This window comes from Sphingobacterium mizutaii (assembly GCF_900187125.1).
Lineage (GTDB): Bacteria > Bacteroidota > Bacteroidia > Sphingobacteriales > Sphingobacteriaceae > Sphingobacterium > Sphingobacterium mizutaii.
Genome location: NZ_LT906468.1, coordinates 4,170,637 through 4,196,597, shown reverse-complemented (window position 1 = coordinate 4,196,597; position 25,961 = coordinate 4,170,637). Strand labels below are relative to the sequence as shown.

General features: G+C 39.0%; 28 protein-coding genes. 26 read left to right on the top strand and 2 right to left on the bottom strand.

Going from position 1 to position 25,961, the window contains the following annotated elements:
• Window position 1: 1 nt before the first annotated feature.
• Complete coding sequence (locus CKW03_RS18165; RefSeq protein ID WP_093099275.1) at window positions 2-1,387, bottom strand: WG repeat-containing protein; 1,386 nt, start codon at window positions 1,385-1,387, stop codon at window positions 2-4.
• Window positions 1,388-1,515: 128 nt separating this feature from the next.
• Between CKW03_RS18165 and CKW03_RS18160 the strand changes: the two genes are divergently transcribed.
• The 18 genes from CKW03_RS18160 to CKW03_RS18075 all read left to right on the top strand — a co-directional run bounded on the left by CKW03_RS18160 (window position 1,516) and on the right by CKW03_RS18075 (window position 17,795).
• Window positions 1,516-3,039: a sulfatase family protein gene (locus CKW03_RS18160; RefSeq protein WP_093099273.1), complete on the top strand. Its 1,524-nt coding sequence runs from the start codon at window positions 1,516-1,518 to the stop codon at window positions 3,037-3,039.
• A gap of 13 nt (window positions 3,040-3,052) precedes the next feature.
• The gene (locus CKW03_RS18155; RefSeq protein WP_093099272.1) at window positions 3,053-4,582 is read left to right on the top strand and encodes a sulfatase family protein; all 1,530 of its coding nucleotides are present in this window, start codon (window positions 3,053-3,055) and stop codon (window positions 4,580-4,582) included.
• Between the two features lie 106 nt (window positions 4,583-4,688).
• Window positions 4,689-5,369: a response regulator transcription factor gene (locus CKW03_RS18150; RefSeq protein WP_093099271.1), complete on the top strand. Its 681-nt coding sequence runs from the start codon at window positions 4,689-4,691 to the stop codon at window positions 5,367-5,369.
• Window positions 5,359-6,741: a sensor histidine kinase gene (locus tag CKW03_RS18145; RefSeq protein WP_093099269.1), complete on the top strand. Its 1,383-nt coding sequence runs from the start codon at window positions 5,359-5,361 to the stop codon at window positions 6,739-6,741. The genes CKW03_RS18150 and CKW03_RS18145 overlap by 11 nt, the downstream gene beginning before the upstream one ends.
• A gap of 74 nt (window positions 6,742-6,815) precedes the next feature.
• Complete coding sequence (locus tag CKW03_RS18140) at window positions 6,816-8,012, top strand: porin (protein ID WP_093099268.1); 1,197 nt, start codon at window positions 6,816-6,818, stop codon at window positions 8,010-8,012.
• 36 nt (window positions 8,013-8,048) lie between these two features.
• Window positions 8,049-8,354: an urease subunit gamma gene (gene ureA / locus CKW03_RS20810; RefSeq protein ID WP_093099266.1), complete on the top strand. Its 306-nt coding sequence runs from the start codon at window positions 8,049-8,051 to the stop codon at window positions 8,352-8,354.
• A gap of 18 nt (window positions 8,355-8,372) precedes the next feature.
• Window positions 8,373-8,744 (top strand): urease subunit beta, encoded by a 372-nt coding sequence (ureB, locus tag CKW03_RS20805; protein ID WP_093099265.1) that lies wholly within the window; start codon window positions 8,373-8,375, stop codon window positions 8,742-8,744.
• Window positions 8,745-8,761: 17 nt separating this feature from the next.
• Window positions 8,762-10,615, top strand: coding sequence for an urease subunit alpha (gene ureC / locus CKW03_RS18125; protein ID WP_093099264.1), 1,854 nt, complete (start codon window positions 8,762-8,764; stop codon window positions 10,613-10,615).
• Between the two features lie 6 nt (window positions 10,616-10,621).
• Window positions 10,622-11,116, top strand: a complete 495-nt coding sequence (locus CKW03_RS18120; RefSeq protein WP_093099262.1) for an urease accessory protein UreE — start codon at window positions 10,622-10,624, stop codon at window positions 11,114-11,116.
• Window positions 11,117-11,138: 22 nt separating this feature from the next.
• The gene (locus tag CKW03_RS18115; protein WP_236736530.1) at window positions 11,139-11,804 is read left to right on the top strand and encodes an urease accessory protein UreF; all 666 of its coding nucleotides are present in this window, start codon (window positions 11,139-11,141) and stop codon (window positions 11,802-11,804) included.
• 11 nt (window positions 11,805-11,815) lie between these two features.
• Window positions 11,816-12,430 carry an urease accessory protein UreG gene (ureG, locus tag CKW03_RS18110; RefSeq protein WP_093099259.1) on the top strand — a complete coding sequence of 205 codons (615 nt, stop codon included), beginning with the start codon at window positions 11,816-11,818 and terminating at the stop codon, window positions 12,428-12,430.
• 11 nt (window positions 12,431-12,441) lie between these two features.
• Window positions 12,442-13,371, top strand: a complete 930-nt coding sequence (locus tag CKW03_RS18105) for an urease accessory protein UreD (protein ID WP_093099258.1) — start codon at window positions 12,442-12,444, stop codon at window positions 13,369-13,371.
• A gap of 1 nt (window position 13,372) precedes the next feature.
• Window positions 13,373-13,726 (top strand): hydrogenase maturation nickel metallochaperone HypA/HybF, encoded by a 354-nt coding sequence (locus CKW03_RS18100; protein WP_093099256.1) that lies wholly within the window; start codon window positions 13,373-13,375, stop codon window positions 13,724-13,726.
• Window positions 13,719-14,432 (top strand): hydrogenase nickel incorporation protein HypB, encoded by a 714-nt coding sequence (gene hypB, locus CKW03_RS18095; protein WP_169919022.1) that lies wholly within the window; start codon window positions 13,719-13,721, stop codon window positions 14,430-14,432. The genes CKW03_RS18100 and hypB overlap by 8 nt, the downstream gene beginning before the upstream one ends.
• Window positions 14,432-14,881, top strand: a complete 450-nt coding sequence (locus tag CKW03_RS18090) for an urease accessory protein UreE (protein ID WP_093099255.1) — start codon at window positions 14,432-14,434, stop codon at window positions 14,879-14,881. Before hypB ends, CKW03_RS18090 begins: the two co-directional genes overlap by 1 nt.
• Window positions 14,882-14,915: 34 nt before the next feature.
• Window positions 14,916-15,920: a FecCD family ABC transporter permease gene (locus tag CKW03_RS18085; protein ID WP_093099253.1), complete on the top strand. Its 1,005-nt coding sequence runs from the start codon at window positions 14,916-14,918 to the stop codon at window positions 15,918-15,920.
• Window positions 15,920-16,699 (top strand): ABC transporter ATP-binding protein, encoded by a 780-nt coding sequence (locus tag CKW03_RS18080; protein WP_093099252.1) that lies wholly within the window; start codon window positions 15,920-15,922, stop codon window positions 16,697-16,699. Before CKW03_RS18085 ends, CKW03_RS18080 begins: the two co-directional genes overlap by 1 nt.
• A 52-nt stretch (window positions 16,700-16,751) precedes the next feature.
• Entirely contained in the window at window positions 16,752-17,795 is a 1,044-nt protein-coding gene (locus CKW03_RS18075) for an alpha/beta fold hydrolase (RefSeq protein WP_093099250.1), read from the top strand.
• Window positions 17,796-17,848: 53 nt separating this feature from the next.
• On the opposite strand, the gene CKW03_RS18070 is transcribed toward CKW03_RS18075, so the two are convergent.
• A complete protein-coding gene (locus tag CKW03_RS18070) occupies window positions 17,849-18,709 on the bottom strand; it encodes a M23 family metallopeptidase (protein WP_093099249.1) in 861 nt (286 codons plus the stop codon).
• 128 nt (window positions 18,710-18,837) lie between these two features.
• Between CKW03_RS18070 and mutY the strand changes: the two genes are divergently transcribed.
• From mutY to CKW03_RS18030, 8 genes are all read left to right on the top strand, one after another.
• Window positions 18,838-19,881, top strand: coding sequence for an A/G-specific adenine glycosylase (gene mutY, locus CKW03_RS18065; RefSeq protein ID WP_093099247.1), 1,044 nt, complete (start codon window positions 18,838-18,840; stop codon window positions 19,879-19,881).
• Between the two features lie 25 nt (window positions 19,882-19,906).
• Window positions 19,907-20,359: a single-stranded DNA-binding protein gene (locus CKW03_RS18060; RefSeq protein ID WP_093099246.1), complete on the top strand. Its 453-nt coding sequence runs from the start codon at window positions 19,907-19,909 to the stop codon at window positions 20,357-20,359.
• A 61-nt stretch (window positions 20,360-20,420) separates the two neighbouring features.
• A complete protein-coding gene (pheS, locus tag CKW03_RS18055) occupies window positions 20,421-21,461 on the top strand; it encodes a phenylalanine--tRNA ligase subunit alpha (protein ID WP_093099244.1) in 1,041 nt (346 codons plus the stop codon).
• Between the two features lie 91 nt (window positions 21,462-21,552).
• A complete protein-coding gene (locus CKW03_RS18050; protein ID WP_093099243.1) occupies window positions 21,553-22,158 on the top strand; it encodes a TetR/AcrR family transcriptional regulator in 606 nt (201 codons plus the stop codon).
• A 195-nt stretch (window positions 22,159-22,353) separates the two neighbouring features.
• Window positions 22,354-23,763 carry a 23S rRNA (uracil(1939)-C(5))-methyltransferase RlmD gene (gene rlmD, locus CKW03_RS18045; RefSeq protein ID WP_093099241.1) on the top strand — a complete coding sequence of 470 codons (1,410 nt, stop codon included), beginning with the start codon at window positions 22,354-22,356 and terminating at the stop codon, window positions 23,761-23,763.
• Window positions 23,764-24,165 (top strand): hypothetical protein, encoded by a 402-nt coding sequence (locus CKW03_RS18040; protein WP_093099240.1) that lies wholly within the window; start codon window positions 23,764-23,766, stop codon window positions 24,163-24,165.
• 56 nt (window positions 24,166-24,221) lie between these two features.
• Window positions 24,222-24,977, top strand: a complete 756-nt coding sequence (locus CKW03_RS18035; protein ID WP_093099238.1) for a hypothetical protein — start codon at window positions 24,222-24,224, stop codon at window positions 24,975-24,977.
• Window positions 24,978-25,102: 125 nt separating this feature from the next.
• Window positions 25,103-25,792 (top strand): YiaD family glycine zipper/OmpA-like lipoprotein, encoded by a 690-nt coding sequence (locus CKW03_RS18030; protein WP_307724189.1) that lies wholly within the window; start codon window positions 25,103-25,105, stop codon window positions 25,790-25,792.
• Window positions 25,793-25,961: the final 169 nt, after the last annotated feature.

The window sequence follows — 25,961 nt, the reverse complement described above, 5'->3', positions numbered from 1 at the left end:
TTTAGGGGTTGCTAATGAATTTTCCTTTGCTATTGATGACCCTTTCTTCGGATTCACCATTTTTTAAAACGATAGCTTTTCCATTTTCAAAAGGATTAATATAGCTATATTCCAAAGGAAGAATAGTTTCTCCTTTTGAATTTATCAATCCGAAGTTTTCACTATCTTTTGAAATGATGAATAAGTCATCCTCATTGGATAATCCTAGATAGTAATCTCCTGAAGTAATCAGTTTATTGCCATCAATTTGATATATTTCGTATAGTCCATCCTTTTCTGAAACATAGTATTTGTTGTCATTACTTAAGATGACGTTCTCCCCTAAGGGCAATACAATATTACCTTTTTGATCTACAAGTCCAAACTTAAGCGAAGTCATTACAATGGTATAATCTGCAGAGAAGGGGGTGATATATTCAAATTCATTGTTCCAGAGTTTATTTCCCTTTGTATCCATTACACTCATCATTCCTTCTAAGGAGAAAAGGTAATTATTCAGAACGGGGTCATACTGGATATTGTCAAATTTGAATTCGGACAGGTTTTTACCGTTTGCATCAATCAAACCCGCAAAATTCCCTTCATCTACTGCCACAGCTATTCCATTGTTAAATGGTGCTATTGTCAAATAATTCGGTTGGGTAATGATTTCTCCATTTGGATTTTTTAGGCCAAATAAAAAACTTGTTGAATCGTAATATGCGGTCATTCCATCGCCTAAATCCATTTCCGTTAATTCTTCATCCGTATAATCTGAAGGGATATCAAAGAAATTATCGGGTACCTGGGTTTTTGATATTTCCATCACCTGAAAGGCAGCGCCAAATGCATTTACTCTCAGGGCTAGCCCCGGTATTCGATCTAGATATTGGTATTTACCCCAAAAAATTGCAGGTATCTTATCAGTATACCATACCTCCACTGATTCAGGTTGCTCAGCATTAGAGTCATCCTGTAATTCTATAGTTGCTAATTTGCTGGGAAATCCAGCGATCATTTCTGTCTTTTCAGAGTCTAAGTTTACTCGCAGATTAAATTCACTCTCGGGAGCATATACTTCCTTTGAAAAACTTTTTGATAATGAATCTAAAAAAAATAGGGTTTTGTTTTTTGTATCTCTAAGTTGTAGGGTGGGTGGAAAGTACAGGTTATGGATTTTGTTTTGATGCTCACTGATCCATACCTCCATCAGTGGTTTCCCTTCCATTTCAGCCAAGAGCGATAGAAATAATTCCGTTTCGTCACTTTCAACTTGTCCCAGTTCCTTGATGTTGGACTTGAAAGACTCATCTAAGGAGAGGGTATAAATGATTTTATAAACCTCTTGTTGGGCAAGAGCTAACTGGAAAAGAAGAGTTGATACAATCAGGGAAAAAAGCTTTTTCATGTAATGAAATTATTACGCAAAAGTCCTCATTTTTATTGATTCTGCAAATTACTGAAGGCAATATTTTACAGTATTACTGGATTTATTTAAATCAACAATATTTAACCTTGAATTTGTATATTTAATGTATGATTAGATTATCTACCTACCTACTATTTTTCGTTTTTGGAATAAATGCACTTTTGGCTCAAAAGGTTCCAAATATTCTGATCATCATATCCGATGACCATTCTTACCAGAGCATTTCTGCTTATGGTTCAAAAATTGGCAATACGCCCAATATCGACCGCATAGCTAAGGAAGGCTTGCTTTTCAACCGTGCCTATGTGAACAATTCCTTATGTGGGCCCAGCCGTGCAAGTTTGCTGACGGGGAAATACAGTCATAAAAACGGATATCGGGAAAATGAAAAGTCACATTTTGAGCATAGCCAGAACTCCTTCGTCAAAGAGCTCAGAAAAGCAGGTTATACAACCTCATGGATCGGCAAACAGCATTTAGGCGATACCTTGGAAGGCTTTGATTACTTTGATGTGTTGCTGAACCAAGGGCATTATTTCAACCCAGATTTCAAGAATCAAAAGGGGGAATTGACCCGAGAGAAAGGTTATGTGTCAGATATTGTTACTGAAAAAGCCTTGAACTGGATAAGTTCATTGGATGGAGAAAAGCCATTCTGTTTGATCTTAGGGCACAAAGCTACACATAGGGAATGGGATCCAGATCCACAGGACTTTGGGAAAAATGACCATAAGAAATTCCCTTTACCCGATAATTTCTATGATGATTACAAAGGGAGAGAAGCTGCCAAGATCCAAGAAATGCAGATCAGCAAGGATATCAAATTAGATTATGACCTTAAGCTATTCAAAACCGAAGAGGATTGGATGAAGGAATCTAACTTCAGGAGAATGGATGAGGCCGACCGTGAAAAGTACAGGGAGTATTATGCAAAGGTAAAAGCTGATTATGCAAGCCAGGATTTTTCGGATCCCAAGAAATTGGCGGAATGGAAATTCCAACGTTATATGACCGATTACCTGAATACAGCAGAATCAATGGATAGAAATATCGGGAAGGTATTGGACTACCTAGATGAGCATCAACTGACTGAGAACACGATTGTGATCTATATGTCGGATCAAGGTTTCTATATGGGTGAACATGGTTGGTTCGATAAACGTTTTATGTATGAGGAATCTTTCCGTACTCCGATGATGATGCGTTTCCCTAAGGAAATCAAAAAGTCCAGAAAGGTCAATGATCTTCTGATGACCGTGGATATTGCTCCAACGATGTTGGATCTGGCGGGTGTGCCGATTCCAGAGGAAATCCAAGGGGAATCGTTTAGTGCAATCGTGCATGGTAAAAAGGGAGATCGGAAACAATTATACTACCATTACTATGAGGATGGAATCCATAATGTTTCACCGCATTTTGGGGTGAGTGATGGGCAATATAAACTAATCCGTTTCTACAATAAAGTCAATTCTTGGGAGCTTTATGATATGCGAAAGGACCCTAGGGAAATGGAGAATCTATACAATAATCCTAAGTATGCTGAGAAACAAGCAGAAATGATGAAAAAGTTAAAAGATGAAATCCAGAAACAGGATGATTCGGAAGCAATGCTTATATTTGAAGCTTCCTAAACTTTTAGAATACATGCGCATACTAACTTTAATCTGTTTTTGCCTAATCAGCTTGACATCGTTCGCTCAGCGTAAACCCAATATTGTTGTCATAATTTCGGATGATCATTCCTATCAGACCATTGGAGCTTATGGTTCCAAGATTGGCCATACGCCAAATTTAGACCGGATTGCAAAAGAAGGAGCGGTTTTTACGCGCGGCTATGTTACCAATTCGATCTGTGGACCTAGTCGTGCCAGCTTATTGACTGGAAAATACAGCAACAAAAACGGATTTAAGGATAATGAGACCTCTAATTTCAACCATGGACAGAACTCCTTTGTTAAGGAACTCCATAATAATGGCTACCAAACAGCTTGGATTGGCAAGATCCATTTGGGGAGAAAATTGGAAGGCTTTGATTATTATAGTATCCTGACTGGTCAGGGGCATTATTTCAATCCGGACTTTATCAGCAGTAAAGAAGGAGAGAAGGAAGTCGTGGCAAGAGAAGAAGGTTATGTTGCGGATTTGGTGACGGATAAAGCCTTAGATTGGTTGAAGGAGAAGGATAAACAAGAGCCCTTTTGTTTGATCATCGGACATAAAAATACCCATAGGACATGGATGCCCGCCATCGAGGATTTTGGTAAAAATGATGCAAAGGAAATCCCTTTACCTGAAACCTTTTATGATGATTATGCAGGCAGAAAAGCTGCTGCGGAGCAAGAAATGAGCATTGATAAAGATATGCAGATGGGCTATGACCTGAAGATGTTTGAAAATATCGAGAAAATGCGTGCTGATGGAAACTTCAGCAGGATGAGTGATGAACAATTCCAAGCTTACGTAGACTATTATAAACCAATATACGAGGAACTTAAAAAATCAAACCTGAGCGGAAAAGCTTTGGCGGAGTGGAAATATCACCGTTATATGGTTGATTATCTAAACACTGCCGAGTCAATGGACCGCAATATCGGTCGCGTATTGGATTATTTAAAGGAGCACAACCTAGAAGATAATACCTTGGTTCTTTATCTATCGGATCAAGGATTTTATATGGGTGAGCATGGCTGGTTTGACAAACGCTTTATGTACGAAGAATCCTTCCGTACGCCTATGTTGATGAAGTTGCCTGGCATGATCAAACCAAGTTCCAAAATTACGGGAATGGTTTCCAATGTTGATATTGGTCCGACTTTCTTGGAATTAAGTGGGACGAAAGTTCCAGCTGATATGCAAGGTAGATCTTTCTTGAGCTTGTTGAACGGTAAGAAAAAAGATATACAAAATCAGATCTATTACCATTATTATGAAAATGGGGAACATGCAGTTTCACCACATTTTGGGGTAAGTGATGGACGGTATAAATTAATCCGTTTCTACAAAAGGGTAGATGCTTGGGAGCTATATGATATGAAAGCGGATCCGCGTGAGATGAAGAACGTCTATGGTCAAGCAAAGTATAAGAAAGTACAGGCACGTTTAGAGAAATTATTGAAGCAGGAAATCGATCGATTGGAAGATGAGGACGCGAATGTTGTATTATCTAAAAATTAGCTTAATGTAATTTTTTAATTATTTTGCCAGCTGATTTTAGATTTTAGGCAAATAATTTTCATTTTTTTGTATATTTATTACGAATCACGTATTTATATATAAAGTATTGGAATTACTATTAGTCGAAGATGAAAGTTTAGTTATTTCCTTAATTCAACGGGGCTTGAAATACGAGGACTTCCAGATTACTGTTGCAAATGATGGTTTGACAGGTCTGAAGATGGCCAGGTCAAAGAAATTTGATCTGATCATATTGGATGTCATGTTACCTCAGATGAATGGATTGGATGTTTGCCGGCAGATCCGCAGTTTCGACAAAGATGTGCCTATTTTGATCTTAACAGCTTTAGACCAAACTGAAGATGTTGTTGAGGCCTTTAACAGGGATGCAGATGATTATATGACCAAACCCTTCCAGCTTGAAGAGCTCAAGGCTAGGATACACAGACAATTGCGTAAATCGAACAGTAATAATTCCAACAATCACCTTATTCAGATTGATGACCTGATATTAGATAGGTCCAGTAAATATGTTTCACGTGACGGAAAAGCTATTACGCTGACGGCTACAGAATTCCGCTTATTGGAGTACCTGATGGTCAACAAGAATAAAGTAATTTCTAGGATGGATATCCTGGAGGAAGTTTGGGAGATGGATATCAATATGAGCACTAATGTGGTTGATGTCTACGTCAATTATCTCCGCAAAAAGATCGATAAAATCTATGAAAACAAATTAATCCATACCGTTATTGGTATGGGCTATGTGATGCGGAATGAAAATTAAGGTAAAGATCATACTGTCCTTCTCCTTAATAGCCATTAGTTTGATCGTACTATTTGCTTATTATGTATCCTATTTCACTCGAGATAGCCTACAAACCAAATTTTTCCATCGTTTAGAAGAGAATGCCCGTATTGTTGGTGAACATATCGTCCAAAATGATGAGTATAACAATCAAATCTACTATGAGGTAAAGCGTAAATACCTGAAACAATTGTCAGAAGGGAAAGATTATTACCTCAGGATTGTCAAAGGGAGCAACCAATTGCGGATCAGACCCGATTTACCCATGCCTTCAGAGTTTTATCAAACCGCCATTGAAGAAGGGAAGGCTATCTATTTGCATAATAAAGTTTCCTATCTAGCCTTGTATTTTGAGGATAAGCAACATGCTGAGAACTTATTGGTCATTTCAGAAGGAATTGATGATTATGGGCATGGAGAGCAAAAGGACCTTGACCAAACATTGCTGACCGGCGGCTTGATTTCCTTGGTGTTTATCATAGGTTTGGCCTTTTATTTTGCAAACAGGATCCTCAACCCACTAAAGGTATTGAATGATGAGCTGGAAAAGGTCAATATTGCCACCCTTGATCATCGACTCACAAATAAATTCAGTAGCGAAGGCGATGAAATTGATCAATTATATACGAACTATAATTCGATGCTGGACCGCTTGGATATTGCAGTCCAATTGCAGAAGAGTTTTATCGGCAATGCTTCCCATTCCCTTCGGACCCCATTAACCATTATCGGTGGGGAGGCCGAGCTAGCCCAACAGCAAATCGATCTGTCCCATGATGCCCAGCAATCCATAGATACTATCATCCATCATACCAATCGGATGAAATTTATGATCAAAGATCTTTTGGTGATGTCCAGTTTGGGCAGCCAAAGAAAAATTAAGGATGTCCTGCCAGTACGTATTGATGAATTATTGTTTGAGGTGATAAAAACCGAAACGGAGTTAAACAGCAATTGTAAAGTTCAGTTTGACCTCAGTAATATCCCCGAAGACAGTGATGATCTTTTGGTTAAGGCTAATCCAGACCTATTTTATATCGCATTCAGCAATATCCTTTCCAATGCCATAAAATATGGAAGTAATGAACCTGTTAAAGTTCTCTTGGAATTCGATGCTGAACATATCATTATTAAAATAATTGATAAAGGAATCGGTATTCCCGAGAAAGATCTTGCCAATATCTATTATTCCTTTTTCAGGGCGTCCAATGTAGGTGAGATCTACGGAAATGGCCTTGGCCTTGTGCTTGCGCGCAATATTTTCATTCTACATGATGTTCAATTAGCGTTAGAAACACAAGAAAATAAGGGAACATCCGTAACTGTAAAAATCCCAAAACCTACATTCTAATCTCGTTCTAATTTCAGGCTAATTTCGTTTTTATATGTTGCAACTATATTTGGTCAGTACCGAATAATTTCGACATGAAAAAACATCTGCTGACCATCCTTTTGCCCCTCCTGTTTTTACAGCTTTCCCAAGCTGAAGTATTGACCGATTCCTTATCGAAAAATCTAGCCGAACAAGACAGTATTGTTCAAAAAGAACCCAAAACCTCCAAGTTGTTCAATTTGGATGTGCTACTCCGTGCGGGATTAAATGCCAACAATTTAGGGAATGATGAGAGTAAGCTGAATGCCAATCTGGATGAGGCCCGTATTTTAATAGGTGGAGATTACAATGATCAGCTATCCTATAAAGTTAGGTTCAGGCTGAACCGCTCTTTCGCCCCAACCAGCCAAGATAACGGATCGGCGGCTTTGGATTTTGCATTTATGAAATACAAATTCGGTAAAGACAATAAATGGTCGGTTACCCTAGGAAAGCAAAGTGCGGTCGTTGGTAGTTATGAGTTCGAAAACAATCCCATCTATGAATATAAATTTACAGACTACGTAGACCGTATCTTAAATCTATTTGTGGTTGGCGGGATGTTAAGCTACGAGGTGAATCCGAACCACTCCTTGAATCTTCAAGTCTATAATACCAGTAACCACAGTTTTGAAAGGTTGTTGGCAGACAATAGTCTTTCAGCAACGGATCTAGAAGCCTCAAAGGCGCCATTAGGAGCATATTTTACCTGGATTGGAGCATTTGCTGATAATAAGTTCAATACAAAATGGTCCTACAATATATCTCAATTTGCCAAAGACAATACCAACCATGCCGTTTCTTTAGCCAATAAATATAAGACAGACCGTCAAATGATCTATTTAGATCTTCAATATTCATTTTATGCCGTGGATCATGCCTTGATTGGCTCCAATGTCATCAATGATTTCTATGCAAGGACAGGTGGGGCAAGAACACTTGCTAAAGATATCGTTTATAAATCTGCGGTTTTAAGGCTTGACCAATTCTTGGCTGACAAATGGGAAATCGCATTAAAAGGTGGAATAGAAACAGCAGGTTCCAATGTGGATGATGAGTTAGGGAATGATTTCAGGACGAACTATACCTATTTCGCTGCCTTGCAGCATAAGCCTTTTTTAACGAAAGACCTACGGTTTTACTTGGGTTATATGGGGAATACGGTGACTTTCAAGGATGTGGTAAACATAGAGAATCAACAATTTAACCGCTTGTCCCTAGGGGCTTATTTTACCATTCCAGTTTTGTAAATGAGGATAAGAAATAAAAATATATACAAATAACATATGCGATTAACACCGAGAGAGACTGAAAAGTTGATGTTGTATCTAGCCGGAGAGCTAGCTGCAAAAAGACTCCAGAAAGGGGTCAAGTTAAATTACCCAGAAAGCATAGCGTATATCAGTTCACAAGTTGTGGAAGAGGCACGAGTAGGAAAGAAATCTGTTGCGGATTTAATGGAGTTTGGTACTAAGCTATTGACAAAAAGCCAAGTGATGGAAGGTGTCCCAGAGATGATCTATGATATTCAGGTTGAGGTAACTTTTCCCGATGGGACAAAACTAGTTACCGTAAATAATCCAATTCGTTAACCTTTAAAAATAAAGAAGATGGTTCCAGGAGAATACATATTAAAAAAGGAAGAGATCATTGCCAATGACGGGCACAAAACCGTGGATATCTCTGTAAAGAATGAAGGCGATCGACCTATTCAGATTGGGTCACATTATCATTTTTTTGAAGTCAATAAGTTTTTATCTTTCGATAGGGAAAAAGCCTTTGGGATGCGATTGAACATTCCTGCCAGTACTGCAATCCGATTTGAACCCGGAGAGGAGAAGAAGGTCATTCTAGTGGAGATTGGTGGCAATAAAGAGGTCCATGGATTCAATGGTCTGACCAATGGGAAAGTGACAGATGCCAAGGTGAAATCGGCAGCCATGGCGAAAATTAAAGAACTAAAATACAGGAATTCCAAATAACATAAAACAGCGTAATAATGGGAACATGGAATAGAAGAGAGTGGATCAAAGTGGTTGGATTGACAACCGCTGGTACTGCAGCAATGCGTTTGGATGCACTTGGATTGGAAAAATTAGGAATCGATAAATCATCGGTTAAATACATAGATGGTGTACTACATATCCCTAGGGATAAGTATGCCTCGCTTTTTGGTCCGACTACCGGAGATAAGGTTAGGTTGGCTGATACCGAACTATTCATCGAAATCGAAAAAGATTTCAATGTATATGGTGAGGAAAACAAATTTGGTGGCGGTAAAACCATCCGTGATGGAATGGGACAATCTGCACGTGCCTTGCGTGATGGAGGAGTCTTGGATTTTGTAATTACCAATGCCATCATCATTGATCATTGGGGAATTGTAAAAGGCGATGTGGGTATTAAGGATGGAAAAATCGTGGGAGTTGGAAAAGCGGGTAATCCAGATATTCAAGCTGGGGTGACTGAAGGCATGGTGATCGGTGCATCCACCGAAGTCCACAGTGGTGCAGGTATGATCCTTACTGCTGGTGGAATCGATACGCATATTCACTTTATCAGTCCTCAACAGGTTGAAACTGCATTGTACAGTGGTGTAACGACATTTATTGGAGGTGGAACTGGACCCGCTGATGGTACCAATGCTACAACAGTTACACCAGGGAAATGGTACTTGGAAAAGATGTTTGAAGCATTTGAGAACATCCCTGTCAATGTTGGATTCTTTGGAAAAGGAAATGTTTCCACAATGAAGCCAATTGAGGAGCAGATTGAAGCAGGCGCATTGGGCGTAAAGATCCATGAGGACTGGGGTGCTACTCCATCTACTATTGATTCCTCGCTGAAAGTAGCCGATAAATATGATGTTCAAGTTGCCATTCACACCGACACATTAAATGAAGCAGGTTTCTTGGAGGATTCCGTTGCTGCCATTAATGGACGTGTAATCCATACCTTCCATACCGAAGGGGCCGGCGGTGGGCATGCTCCAGACATTATCAAGATTGCCATGTATCCCAATATCCTTCCGGCATCCACCAATCCGACCAAGCCATTTACGGTAAATACGGTAGATGAGCATTTGGATATGCTAATGGCGGTGCATCATTTGGACAAAAAGATTAAGGAAGACGTAGCGTTTGCCGATTCCCGGATCCGTCCCCAAACGATGGCCGCTGAGGATATCTTCCAAGATATGGGGGTATTCTCCATCATGAGTTCGGACAGTCAAGCTATGGGACGAGTTGGGGAAGTGATTTCAAGAACTTTCCAAACAGCCCATAAGATGAAGGTTCAGCGTGGCCCCTTGGCAGAAGATAAAGGCAAGGACAATGATAATTTCCGGGTGAAACGTTATATCGCCAAATACACCATTAACCCAGCGAAAGCACATGGTATAGATGAATATATCGGTTCGATTGAGAAAGGTAAATATGCCGATCTAGTATTGTGGAAAACGAGCATGTTTGGCGTGAAGCCTGAATTGATCATCAAAGGAGGAATGATCTTAAGTTCGAAAATGGGAGATGCCAATGGTTCCATCCCTACTCCACAGCCGGTCATGTATAGACCAATGTTTGGTAGTTACGGACGTGCATTGCCTTCTGTATGCTATAATTTCGTTTCCAAAATTTCTATTGACAATGGAAATATGGAGAAGTTGAAGTTGAGCAGAAAGAACTTGCCAGTGAAAAATTGTAGGACTGTTATGAAAAAAGATATGGTCCATAATAGTGCAACTCCAAATATTGTGGTTAATCCAGATACGTATGAAGTTACTGTTGATGGAGTTTTAGCGACCTGTGAACCGGTTAGTGAAATTCCAATGGCACAAAGATATTTCTTGTTTTAAGTAATCATGCTGGTATCAAGAGCAATAAAAGGCAACATCCACCATTCAAGCCCTGGAACATTCCAAAATCCTATAGAATATTTAGAGTTGGAATGGTTTGATACAACAAAAAGGATTATCCGCGCATATAGTACTGCAGGGAAGGAACTAGGCTTCAGGAACCTGGATTCCGTGGCACTTGAAGATGGAGATGTGCTATATGATGCGGAAGGAATTTGCATAGTTGTACGGGTATTGCCTTGCTCTTGTATTGTATTTGAGCCGCAATCGATCAAGGAAATGGCGATAGCCTGTTTTGAAATCGGGAATAAGCATATTCCAATTTTTATCAATGATAGAAATGAGATAATAACTGCTTATGAAAAGCCTCTGTTTGATCAGTTAAAGAGGGCGGGTTTCCAGCCCATGGTTGAAGAACGTGTCATTGAAAAAACAGATGTTTTGAAGATGCACCAAGTAACAAATTTTAAGAATAAAATAGTTTTAGTAAAGGAAGATTAAGATGAATCCACTGTTGACCCTTATGCAAATTAACGATTCGGTTTTTCCGATCGGAGGATTTACGCATTCCTATGGTTTGGAAACTTATATTTTTAAGGGAATCGTCAAGGATAGCAAGACCGCCCGTGAATACGCAAGTTCCATGCTAGAGTACAGCTTTTACTATAATGATGCCGCTTTCTTCCATAAGACATGGGAGATATGTGAATCTAGGGCTACCAAGAAAAGAATCGCAGAATTAGATGCATTGATTACAGCGTACAAGGCACCATTTGAAATCAGGGATGCGAGCAAGAAACTTGGGATTAGGTTTCTGAAGCTAACTGAAAAGCTACAACCTGTGGCTCGATGCAGCAGTTATTTGAAAGGGATCCAAGCAAATGAATACCATGGGCATTATGCCATGGCGTTTGCGATGTATGCACATGCACAAAAGATTGATTATAAAGATGCATTGAGTGCATTCTATTATAATTCCTTAAATGGTATAGTAACGAACTGTGCCAAGCTTGTGCCTATAAGTCAAATGGATGCTCAACAGATCTTATTTAAACTTCAACCACTCATCAATGAATTGGTTGAAAAGCAAGCTGACCTAGAGGAAAATCTGGTCGGGAATTGTTGTGTAGCTCAGGATATACGTTGCATGCAACATGAGAAATTATATACCCGGATCTACATTTCATAAATAAAAAAAATATGCCAGCAAGAAATTACGTAAAAATAGGTGTAGCAGGGCCTGTTGGCTCTGGAAAAACCGCATTGATTGAAAGATTGACAAGGTCAATGTCTGAGGATTACAGCATCTGTGTTGTGACCAATGACATCTATACAAAAGAAGATGCCATGTATCTTCAACAGAATTCAGCCTTACCGGCTGAACGCATCATGGGAGTGGAAACGGGGGGATGTCCTCATACAGCAATCCGTGAGGACGCTTCAATGAATATTGAAGCTGTGGAGGATCTAGCCTCCCGATTTCCTGATGCTGAGATCATATTTGTGGAAAGTGGTGGAGATAATCTAACGGCTACCTTCAGCCCTGATCTGGCGGATGTCACCATTTTTGTATTGGATGTGGCAGAAGGCGAGAAAATGCCTAGAAAAGGTGGACCTGGAATTACGAGGTCAGATCTGTTGTTGATCAATAAAATTGATTTGGCTCCTTATGTCAATGCCGATCTGGAAGTTATGAGAAAGGATACATTAAAGATGCGTGGCGATAGGCCGTTTATTTTTACCAATATGATGACTTTGGACGGTTTGGAAGATGTAAAGAATTGGATTAAGAAATATGCTCTTTTAGAGAATTAAATACGGTTTTTATGGATAGTGCAATTAAGATAAATGCGGAGAAAGAGAACCAGAAAACTGTTTTAAAGGAGAGTTACCACAGTGCTCCCTATAAGTTGACTTATTATGGTTCGCCTACCTTCCATGAACATTTGGAAATGATCATTATGAGTGCATCTCCCGGTGTCATGGATGAGGATAAATTGACCATAGATGTTCATGTGAAAGAGGAAGCGGAACTTAAATTGTTTACCCAATCCTTTAATAAAGTCCATCCTATGAAAATAGGAGCGGTCCAGGAAACGCAGATCCAATTGGATAAAAAGGCATTGTTTCATTATATCCCACACCCTATAACTCCTTTTAAAGAATCGATATTTCTTGCCAAGAATGAAATCCATATGGATAAGGAATCGGTGTTGATTTGGGGAGATATAATCTGTTCAGGAAGGGTTCATATGAAGGAATCCTTTGTATTTACACAACTTCATTCCTTAACGAAGATCTATAAGGATAATAAACTCATTTTTATTGATAATCAGTTTCTAAGTCCAAGCAGGCAACCTATTCAAAAGATGTTGTTTTTTGAGGGATATACCCATCAAGCGACCTTATTGTTTTCAAGCTCCTTTGCCACGGACCTGAAAATTGAGCTGGATGAGATCTTGCAGCAGGATTATGAAGACATTTCCTACGGATTTACCCAAGCGGCGGATGATGTGGTCATCTTTAGGGCATTGGGAAATAATGGGGAGTTATTATATGATTTTCTGTTGATGCTAGGGCAGTTATGTTGGGAGTTTTCAAAGCATAAAATTGAAGAGCTATATCCTCAAGTAGAAGCCGTAGAAGAAAAGCTTATCCAAGATGCAACTTTAAAAGAAGCAGTTAAAAAGAATGGCGTTAAGAAAGCTGTCAAAAAAGGGAAAAGCATTAAGAAACTAGAAGTAATAGCGGAATAGTATGCACGAACTATCGATTGTCAAAGATATTTTCCAAACCTTAGAAGAGGCATATCCAGAAACATTCAGGGATATCGTTGGGGTAGAAATACAAGCTGGTTTATTAAGTAACATTCAGCCGGTGCTGATCCATAATGCCTTCGAGGCCTACAAAGAGGAGTTTCCTGAATATGCCGAGGTTGAACTGGATGTTGAAATTTTACCAATCATAGCTTACTGTAAAGATTGCAGTAAGGAATTTGAGGTAAAGTTCCACCGCTTTGTTTGTGAATGTGGAAAAGGCTCGGATAAAATAGTGCAAGGTGAGGAGTTGAAAATTAGTAAAGTGACATTTAAAAAGAAAGAACATGAGTAATCGTACAGCAAAAAGTAATCAGATGCCAGTAGGCTCTGTACAATGTGATAATACCTCTTTGAATTTATTGAAGGCGAATGATTTTGTTGCCAAAGCCATTCGTGATAGGATTCCCAATATATGTGTTATCAATGTTTGTTCTTCACCCGGAAGTGGAAAGACTACCTTGATGCAAGAGACAGGCAAGCGATTGGGCAAAGAATTAAATATTGCGGTGTTGGTTGGTGATCCAGAAACGGAGCGGGATGCGGTTCGTATGCGTGAAGTAGGCATCAATGCCCTTCAGATCGTAACAGGAGGGATGTGCCATATCGAAGCACAGATGATATTGCAGGCATTAGACCATATCGATTTAACCGATGTAGACCTTTTGTTTATTGAAAACGTTGGAAATTTGGTTTGTCCTGCCGCATTTGACTTGGGAGAAGATTATAGGGTTACGGTATTGGCAGCAACAGAAGGAGATGATAAGCCAAAGAAATACCCAAGGATGTTTTTGACCAGTGAATTGATGTTGGTATCCAAGGCTGATTTATTGCCCTATGTGCCTTTTTCAGTGGAAGCCGCAACCAAGGATGCTAGGGAGGTCAATCCTAATCTGGAAGTGATATCCATCAGCAGTTTGAAGGGCGAAGGGTTGGATGAGTGGTGTGATTGGTTAAAGAATAAAGTTTCTGAAAAGAAAGCTATCGTGCAGGTTGTCTAATGATCTTCATTGAAAAATTACCTCAGGATTTAGTTGTCCAGCAGAATGAGGTTGATTTTCTGGAATTAGAATGGTACGAGGTCAATAGAACTTATTTGAAGAGGAAGACGGTTTTAGGTGTTCCTGTAAAAATTCAATGGACTGAAAAGCTGACCTTGCAGGATGGACAGGTTATCTATCAAGATGAGGGTGTCAGCATTCGCATACGCATTAAAGAGTGTCTTTGTATCCTTTTGACTTCGGACTCTATCCATACGATTGGAAAGTTCTGCTATGATGTTGGAAATCGACATCTTCCAATCTTTCAAGTTTCAGATCAAAGAATCGCTGTCTCTTATGATGCAAGATTATTTCAGGCATTGAAGGAGAAATATGAAGATCAGGTGGTTTTAGAGGAAATGAAATTATTGCCAAATACAGCATTGAAGGCCTTCGGGAACTTTATTTAAGGTTGATTTGAAGCTTTTGCAAATATAAAATGGAATGATCAAGCGGTTGAAGATTGTCTTACTTTTTTTAGTTCCTGTATTTCTTGTTCTATTGTCTTTGGCTTGGGGTAGTTCAGGGATGCTTGGTATTGGGGAGCTGTACAATCATATCGTTGCGGCACTTCAACCCACTGGAAATAGCGCCGCTGTCAATGAGAATATGGCTACTATTCTATGGCAAGTTAGATTGCCGAGGATCTTATTGACCTTTTTGGTTGGGGCAGCTTTAGCAGTCTCCGGAGCGGTATTGCAAGCAATTTTTAGGAACCCTATTGTGGATCCTTTTTCACTTGGGATTTCCTCTGGGGCAGCATTTGGAGCGGCACTATCTATGTTGGTATCCTTCTTTTCCATTACATTTTCGGCTTTTTTATTTGGTGTTTTGGCGGTAGGGATTACCTATTTGGTATCCTATTCAAAGACCAGAACGACATTGATCACCATGGTTTTGTCAGGGATGATAATTTCTGGTGTTTTTACGGCCTTTTTAACGGTGCTGCAATATATGAGCGACCCTTATAAATTGCAAGCTATCGTGCAATGGACCATGGGAAATCTGCATACTGCTTCTTGGGCCAAACTAAATAGTTCATTCTTGCCCATTGTTGGAGGGATCTTGTTGATCATCATATTCCGTTGGAGGTTGAATCTATTGGCGTTGGGTGATGAGGAGTCGATGGCAGTGGGTGTAAATCCCAAAGGAATGAAGCTCTTGATGATTGGTTTGGCAACCATGATTACTGCAGCTTCAGTTTCTGCTGTAGGTATGATCAGTCTGTTTGGGTTGATCGTTCCACATATCACCAGAATTATCTTTGGTCCGAACAATCAAATTGGTGTCTTTGCAAATATTAGTATTGGGGGTTCGTTTTTATTGTTAATTGATGATCTATCCAGAACCTTAATGCCTTTTGAAATACCTATTGGAGTATTTACGATGTTATTGGGCGCACCTTTATTTATCTACCTGATGCGGAAGAACGCTGTAAACTGGAACTAATGGAAGAGTTGATAAAGATAAACGGATTGACATTTGGTTTTTCGGGACAACAGGTTCTGAAGGATCTTTATGCTGAATTCCGATCTGGAGAGTTCAGTGTTATCCTAGGTAGAAATGGGTCGGGGAAATCAACGCTTTTTAATATTCTTTCAGGTATGGAAAGGGAATATAAAGGGGAGGTTGTATTTGCAGGGATAGAGCGGAAAAAAATCAAGCCTCATCAAAACGCCAAGGTTAGGATAGGATTTATGCCGCAATTTCATCATAGTACCTTTCCATTTAAGGTATTGGATGTATTATTGACCGGTAGGGCAGCATTCTCTAAATTTTCACCTACTATACAAGATAAGGCCCTAGTTGATGCTGCCTTAGAATCATTCGGTTTGATCCATCTCAGGGATAAGCCTTATACTTCACTTTCTGGGGGCGAGCGGCAATTAATACTATTGTGCAGGGTTCTTTTGCAGGAGCCTTCAATACTATTATTGGATGAACCAACCAATCACTTGGACCTACATTATCAAGTGGCAGTTTTGGATCACTTAAAGCGCTTGGTAAAAAATGGCACAACGGTTATCTGTATTATGCATGATCCAAACTTGGCATTGCTGTATGGAGATCGGCATTTTCTGATGAACGAAGGAAAACTGAAAGAATTAATTGCTGATGATCCTAAAGAAAGGATCTCTGCACTAGAGACTACCTATCAAGTAAAGTTGGACGGAGTAGATTATTTAGATGGACAGTTAATTGTGCCAAGATTATTTGATAAAAAGTAAGTTATTCCGATCAAGCTGTTATTTTTGAGAGGAATTCACTTAGCTAATTTCTATGCCTCGTATTCTTCTTTTATTTCTTGGTTTGTTACTGGGAATTCCTGTTTATTCTCAAGAGCATGATGCTGTCATCTATAAAGAATACCAAAAGGACAAAGCAAGGTTTCAATCCTTTGAATCCCAGCATAGAAAGTTTATTCAGACTAAAAATCACAAAATTTCTTATTTAAAATGGGGCGACCAAGAAGGAAAGATCTTTATATGGTTGCCGGGCAGTCTATTATCTGCCTATGATTTTTATCCCTTTGCTGAAGATTTGGTTAAGGAAGGCTATAAAGTCTTATCTGTTGATCATTATGGGCATGGGTTAACTGATATTCCAACGAAGGATTTAGATTTCTGGGACTTTGCAGATGATCTTGCACTTCTATTGGAGCAGGAGAATGCCACAAAGGCGGTTATTGCTGGGTTTTCAAGAGGAGCTTATCTTGCCACAGCCTTCTATCAGCAATATCCCGAAAAGGTGGAAGCTATAATCCTCGAAGAAGGTGGTTCAGTTTCTTTTAAGCGTATTTTTAATGAAATGGGGACAGATAAACTGGAGGAATTCCTGCTGTCAGTCGAAGTTTCTGAAGATTTAAGAAAGTTGTTATTTGAAGCCTATAGTTCAGATTTTGAAACATATAAGAATATAAAATCAATTGAAGATTCGGATTCAATTTGGCAATCCTTTGGTTTTATGAAGCAGCAAGGAAAGCAATGGATTTTTTATAAAGGATTAAATGAGTATATGAATATGCAGGATAGCCTCCATTACTCGCAGGTATTAAATTCGCCAGAATCCATCAGTAAATATGCAAGGTCGATGGTGAATATTGATCCCTTGAGCATTTATGCTGAATTGCATGTTCCTCTCTTAATTATTGAAGAAAGAGGAGAGGATGATCTATTTGATATGAGAAAAGGGAATAATGACCTGAAAAACCTACATCCAAATCTAATCCAGCTAACGGTATTTGATTGTGACAGCCATAATTTACATTATGCTTGTCCGGATCAATTTAAAAAGATATTGCAATCCTTTCTAAAGGAGCTATAGAAAAAAAAGCTTCCTATTCTTAATAGAAAGCCTTTTGTATAGGTTATGATCTTTTAGTTGAAGATCAATGTTTTTTCAGGGTTTATTTTTCTACCGAAACTCAATAGCTCATAATGAAGATGAGGTCCAGTTGATCTACCGGTACTGCCTAGTCTTCCAATTTGTTGTCCGGCTTCTACCTTTTCACCTTTTTTAACTTTTGTGCTTGAAAGGTGAGCATATCTTGTTTCCCAACCATTGGTATGCTCTACGATTACCACTTTGCCATATTGGCCTTTATAGCCTGCATAAACAACTTTTCCTGCTGCAGTAGCTGTGATGGGTTCACCAGTTCTACCACTGATGTCAATTCCAGAGTGCATTTCAATGCCACGGTTGGTAAAAGGGTTTCTACGGTATCCGAATCTTGAAGTGATCCTACCGTTATGTGGAGTTCCCAAAGGAACGCCTTCTAATTTTTTGTCCAGTTTCTTGACAGTAGCTTCGTAGTACTTGATCAGTTCAGGTAGATTAACTTCTTCTTCTACGGGTCCACCAGCGTTTTTAAGCTTAGGTGCGAACTCTTTTAAACCTCTTCTGCGCATTTTGGCATTAATTTGGTTTACTGCACTATCGATAGCATCGAAGGATTTTTGAATTTGAACAGTGCTAAGTTGGTTGGTCGCTTCTTCCAAGGCCAAAGATTGCTTTGCTTTTTCAAGTGCTTCAATCTTCTTAGTCAATTGTTCTTCGTAATGGTCGCTTGTCGTTTTAGTGGCAACATATACAATCGTTGCACATATCAAGCAGATGCAGAAGATTCCTCCAGCTAGGATATATTTCCAATTTTTCAAAACAATAGTTGGAATCTGAATCTTCAAATTCGAATCGCCGTTTGAGTCTAGAATTTCAACGGCAGTCTTCTTTTTTGTCATAGTATTTTACTCTCCCACTTTATGTTAGCCGGGCGTAAAAATAGAAGATGTTAAAATAATAGCAATGAATTTTAACATTTTATAACTTTTTAAGGAATAGGGAGGGCTAAAATTATCATCTTTGTATTATGTCATTTTCGGAACGAATCTTAACATGGTATGCTAAGCATAAAAGAGCTCTACCATGGCGTGAGACCAAGAATCCCTATGTAATTTGGTTATCAGAAATTATCCTTCAACAGACGAGGGTCGAACAGGGCATGCCCTATTTTTTTAAATTTTTAGAAAACTATCCGAATGTAACAAAGTTTGCGGAAGCTGAAGAGCCTGAGATTTTAAGATTATGGCAGGGCTTAGGTTATTATTCAAGGGCAAGGAATATGCATAAGGCCAGTAAACAGGTCTTGGACAGGCATAAAGGGGAGTTTCCGACTGATTATCAGTCGCTTTTAGCCTTACCAGGTGTTGGGGAATATACTGCTGCTGCAATTTCATCATTTTCAAGCAACCAAGGCTACGCTGTTTTGGATGGGAATGTCTTTAGGGTTTTATCCCGATATTTTGGAATTGATGAGCCAATCAATAGTAGTTCGGGGAAAAAGCTTTTCTCTAAATTAGCTCAAGAGATGTTGGATCAGGATCACCCGGGAGAATATAACCAAGCCATTATGGATTTTGGTGCTCTTCAATGCAAACCTAAGAGTCCAAATTGTGAAGAATGCGTTATGAGGTTGGATTGCAAAGCCTACGAAGAAGGCTTAGTTGATAAATTACCAGTTAAATTAAAAGGTAAAAAAAGTAGAGATAGGTATTTTCATTACTTTATAATTGAAAAAGAAGGGTCGATCTTGATGTCTCAACGATCCGAGGGAGATGTCTGGGCGAACTTGTTTGAGTTTCCGATGATAGAGAGTGACCGAGAATTGAATGTAGCAGAATTGGTACAATTGGAAGAGTACAGGATTAATTTTGGGGAAAATGTACCAAAGATGATAAAAGGGCAAGTCAAGCATATTTTAAGCCATCAGAATATTTTTGCCCGATTTTATAGCCTTGATATGGATAATGGGGAATTGGCCAAAAAAAGTTTTTGGAATTATTTTTTATTAGAAAAATTAGATACATTAGCTAAACATAAACTGATTAGTTCCTTTGTGGAACATTATTTTTAGTGCTCACTAAATCCTAAATTATTGTATGTCGGGAGTAAATAAAGTTATTTTAGTTGGTCATCTTGGAAAAGACCCAGAAATCCGCTATTTAGAAGGAAATGTAAGTGTTGCTAGTTTTCCATTGGCGACATCGGAGACTTTCAACAAGGATGGCCGTCGTGTAGAGCAGACCGAATGGCACAATATCGTATTGTGGCGCGGGCTTGCAGATGTTGCTGTAAAGTACCTCAGTAAAGGAAAATTAGTCTATATTGAGGGGAAATTGAGGACGCGTTCATATGAAGATAAAGAGGGTATCCGTCGCTATACGACAGAGATCGTAGCAGAGAGTTTTAATTTATTGGGAAGGCGATCAGATTTTGAACCGCAAAGCCCACAACAGAGTGCCGCGAGTGGAGCAACCTCCAGCAGTGAACCAAAGGAACAAGCCGTCGACTTTACAGAGAATGACGACGATAGTGATGGTCTACCATTTTAATCTACCTAATTAAATATTGTACCATTTCATTTATTTTTTAAAATTGCTGTATCTTTGACACATGTTGCAAGATAAGATAACGCAGTATACTGAAGAGATAAAGGCATTTGCGCCAAGTTCAGCCCAAGATGTTGAAGCATTTAGATTAAAGTTTTTGGTGTCAAAAGGCATCGTTAAAAACTTGTTTGAGGAGTTCAAAACCGTGTCTTCCGATGAGAAGAGGGTTTTAGGAAAAGTATTGAATGAATTCAAGCAGTTCGCTGAAAACACTTTTAAAGAGGCATCAGAGCAATTTGCAGATCAATCTGAAGGTCAGTCGGCAAATCCTGAAGGAGATTTAACCTTACCAGGTCCTGGTTTTACATTGGGATCTAGACATCCACTTTCTCTTGTCAGAAAAGAGATCGTTGAGATTTTCAAGAAGTTAGGTTTTGTTGTTGCTGAAGGAAATGAGATTGAAGATGATTGGCATAACTTCTCGGCGTTGAACTTTGCTCCAGAGCATCCCGCAAGAGATATGCAGGATACTTTCTTTATCAAGAAACAGGATGGGAATGATGTCGTATTGCGCACGCATACCTCGTCGGTTCAGGTGCGTTTGATGGAAGCAGGGCAACCTCCTTTCCGTGCAATCATGCCTGGAAGAGTATATCGCAACGAAGCAATTTCGGCTAGAGCGCATTGTTTCTTCCACCAGATCGAAGGATTGTACGTGGATGAGAATGTATCATTTGCTGATTTGAAGCAGACATTATATCACTTTGTGAAAGAATTGTACGGAGAAGATACTAAGGTAAGATTCCGTCCATCCTATTTTCCATTTACAGAGCCTTCCGCAGAAATGGATATTTCTTGTACAATCTGTAAAGGTGCAGGCTGCCAGATGTGTAAGTACTCGGGTTGGGTTGAGATCCTTGGTTGTGGTATGGTAGATCCTAACGTCTTGGATAATTGCGGAATCGACAGTAAAAAATATTCAGGTTTTGCTTTTGGTATGGGTATCGAAAGGATTACGAACTTGAAGTATGAGATCAGAGACTTACGTTTGTTCTCTGAAAACGATGTTCGTTTCTTATCTCAGTTTGAAACAGAAATTATTTAAACCAATTGGTTTGTGTTCCACCCAAGGTTCTAATAGCCTTAGGTGGAACATTATAAAATAAGTTGAATCCCAAATTCAAAAAAACAGCTTCATGGAAGACAAAGTAGTTATAGCAATAAAGAAATCTGCAAGAGATCTATTTAGAAAATATGGCTATAATAAAACCAGTGTTAATGAGCTGGCGAAAAATGCTTCCATAGCTAAAGCAACCTTCTATAAATATTTCGCAAGTAAAGAGTTGATATTGCATGAGGTTCTGATGGATTATATACAAGACAATGTATATGATATCTTGAACAAGAACGTAAATGAGAAAGATCTGGCTCTATTCCTTGCCAATACTATTTTGAGGGTGAGCCGTGTGACCTATACGGTTTGTAATGAGTTTGTAGGTTGGGAATTTATCCGGGAGTCTGTCAATGCCCAGGAATACCTTAAACTCCTTTCGGATGACCTTGAGTTTCTTTTGCTGCGCTCGTTTATGCAGAATGAAACCATTGCCAATATGATCCCCGAAGAACGATTGACCTTCCTTATTAAAACCTCTAAAAATATTGTGTTTTCCTTCGCGTTCACCGCAGTCTCCGAGGCTGATGTTCGTAAGAATTTTATTTCCTTCCAGAAAGAAATCCTGCCGTATCTGGTAGAAGCTACGCTTTTGGAGTCTAAGAGAGAGGCTTTAGATATTAGACAATAAGACAACTTTCGTTCGCTCTGCTAGCAGTGACAAAATTTTCTTAAAAGAAGAAACAGCTCAGAAGGTGATATAAATTATGTTTGTATGGGGCGGGCTTATGCAATAAGGCCTACAGTATTGTCGACTTTCCGGCGAGATGTTGAACAAAATCAAAAATCATTCTGCTATTAAATTTTTGCGTATTTTTGCGCCAATATGGGAAGAAGAATACCTCAGGAAAAGAAATTTATTACGGATGTTGAAATTATCGACATTGCGGAAGAGGGCAAGGGAGTTGCCAAGCATGATAATTTAGTGTTATTTATTGAGCGGGCAGTGCCTGGAGATGTTGTGGATGTTGAATTGATTCGCAAGAAGAAGAATTTTGCAGAGGGTAAGATTTCTGAGGTAAAAAAGGCTTCTGAATATAGGATAGATCCTTTCTGTTCTCATTTTGGAATATGTGGGGGGTGTAAATGGCAGCATATGACCTATGAATCTCAATTGAAATTCAAAGAACAGTATGTAGGAAATGCCCTGTCCAGAATCGGAAAAGTTGATGTTTCTGGCATGGAGCCTATTTTAGGTTCGGCTCAGACTGAATATTATAGAAATAAGCTTGAATATACTTTTTCCAATAAACGGTGGTTAACTAGCCTTGATGAGGTTGAACTGGGGGATTCTATGGATGCTTTGGGTTTCCATGTACCTGGTAGGTTTGATAAGATCTTGACCATTGATCATTGCTATTTACAGCAAGAACCTTCTAACTATATCAGGAACAGCATTTTTGAATTTGCTAAGGACAACTTTTTTTCATTCTATGACCTGAGAGACCATGAAGGGTCTCTTCGGAATTTAATCATCAGAACTTCTTCCACTGGTGAATTAATGGTAATCGTGGTTTTTGCTTATCCTGAAGAAGGACAGGTGGACTTATTGATGTCCTTTATTAAAGACAAATTTCCTGAAATCACCTCCTTATTATATATCATCAATCAAAAAAGGAATGATACCATTTTTGATCAGGATATCCATGTTTACTCAGGACGTGATTTTATCTATGAGGAAATGGAAGGGCTTAAATTTAAGGTTGGACCTAAATCTTTCTATCAAACGAATTCTAGACAAGCATACGAATTATATAAGATTACCCGGGACTTTGCTGACCTCAAAGGCGATGAGCTGGTTTATGACCTATATACAGGAGCAGGTACTATTGCGAATTTTGTTGCTAGATCGGCGCGTGAGGTTGTAGGAGTGGAATATGTTCCCTCAGCTATTGAAGATGCTAAGATCAATTCGGAGACCAATGGAATCCATAACACCAAGTTTTATGCTGGTGACATGAAGGATGTGTTAACTGCTGATTTTATCAAGGAACATGGCAAGCCGGATGTAGTCATCACAGATCCTCCACGAGCGGGCATGCATGCGGACGTCGTGGATAGGATATTGGAAATGGAAAGTGATAAAGTAGTCTATGTAAGTTGTAATGCTGCAACTCAGGCACGTGATTTGGAAAGCTTAACGAGTAAGTATGAGGTGGTACGGATAAAACCGGTTGATATGTTCCCTCATACACAACATGTTGAGAATGTGGTATTGTTAAAATTGAAAAAATAAATGGATTTACAGGATCTATTAAATAAAGGGCCCGAGGAAGAAGGAAAACCGAAGAAAGGACAGAGTCCATTAGTAAGCTTGAAGAAAGACTTGGATTTTTATAAAGAATCTATCCAAGAGGTTTCTGCTGAAATGATGGCAGAAGGCTATACCTTGTATCCTATTTTTGTCGCCCATCAATTGAAGGTTGATCTGGGTGAGATGATCTTAGACAGGGATGAGCTAAATACACAATGGAGCATTCAAGCAAGTTCATTAGAAGAATTTGTTGATCGTGGAATCATTAAGGAAGACAAGAAGGAATATTTCGAAAGGAATTTCAAGTCGGCAAATGATTTTATGTGTTTGTTTGTGGTGGTTCCTGAAGGGGCAAACTTTGTTTTCTATCCATATAATACATAGTGATTTAAAACTTTTTAACATTTCCTAGTCAAAAGTATTATTACCTTTAAAATTGGATGTATAATAAAGTAAAATATATTGCCCTACTATGTGCATTCTTTTTCCTGGCGCTAGCTGCACATGCCCAGGAACAGGATAACATAATTTCTGGATTGGTTCTAGAAAAGGGGACAAGCACTAGGATTAGTGATGCGAATGTGGTCAATCAGAGGACCAAACAGATCGTAAGGAGTAATTCTTACGGTGTTTTCAGTATCGAAGTAAATGTTGGTGATACGATTTCCATCAGTAAAGTTGGATATGGACCGATAAAAACCAGGATTAACACCTTAGAAGATGTTTTAGTGGATTTGCAGGCGGGGAACCGGATTGAGACCGTCGTTGTGACGCGTAGTACCAAGGAGATGGAGATGAAGGAGATGATGAACGATTACGAGAGCAAAGGAGTGTATAATGGTGGGCATAATAAATTTGGCACCTATGTCTCTAGCCCAGCAACCGCATTGTATAATCTCTTTGGTAAGGAAGCCAAAAATGCTAAGCGTTTTGAGAAGTTCATGAACCAAGAGCTTGAAGAGACTAAAGTTGACCGTATTTTCAATAAAACCATCGTTGCCAAGCTCACTCACCTGGATGGGGAGGAATTACAATCTTTTATGGATATCTATAGGCCGTCTTATGCTACAGCATCGCGCTGGGGTCAGTATGACCTGATGAATTACATTAATTCATCATTTAAGACTTGGAATGCTCAAGGACGCCCAAAATCACAACGTTTACCGAAGTTGGATATTCCAGTTCAAGAAAAATAAGATACTGATAATTAATATGTTGCAACTTGCAAAAGCAATAAAAATGCTTTTGGCATTGGCTTTGCAAATACGTTGATTATAAATTGACAATAAATTATTTAGTATAAAAGATAAACAATTTGATTATGAAAATGAATAAAAGACTAGCGGTTTATGGATTGACAGTAGCTACATCAGCGATGTTATTTGCTAGCTGTTCAACAATTCAAAATAGTAGTAACACAACAAAAGGAGCCGTAATCGGTACAGCATCTGGTGGTGCTCTTGGAGCATTAATTGGTAGTAAAGCAGGTAACACAGCAGTTGGAGCGATCGCTGGAGCTGTAATCGGTGGAGCTGCAGGTACATTGATCGGTAAGAAAATGGACAAACAAGCCAAAGAGATCGAAAATACAGTAGCCGGTGCTGAAGTTGAGCAAGCTGGTGAAGGTATTTTGGTAAAATTTGACTCTGGTATTTTGTTTGATTTCAATAGTACAGCTTTGAAACCATCGGCGAAAGAAAACATTGCAAAATTAGTTGAGACCTTGAATAAAGAACCAGATACTGAAATCTTAGTGTTAGGTCATACAGATAACATAGGTACATTACAAGCAAACCAAAAAGTTTCTGATGGACGTGCAGCATCTGTAAAATCATTCGCAGTTTCTCAAGGTTTAGCAGGTAGCCGTATCAAAACAGAAGGTAAAAACTTCGCTGAGCCAATTGCATCAAACGATACTGAGGCAGGAAGAGCAGAAAACCGTCGTGTTGAGATCGTTATTGTTGCAAGTAAGAAAATGCAAGAAGAAGCTAAAAGAGAAGCAGGTCAATAAGACTGTTAAAAATAATTAGAAAAGGGTGTCAAGAAAATTGACGCCCTTTTTTTATGGGTTTCTGAAGTAATAATGGGAAGGGTTAGCTGGAAATTTTAGTTAAATTTTCCTCAACTGCTGACAAACTGTCATTTGTTTAATAGATAATTACTAACTTTGTAGTCTTTGA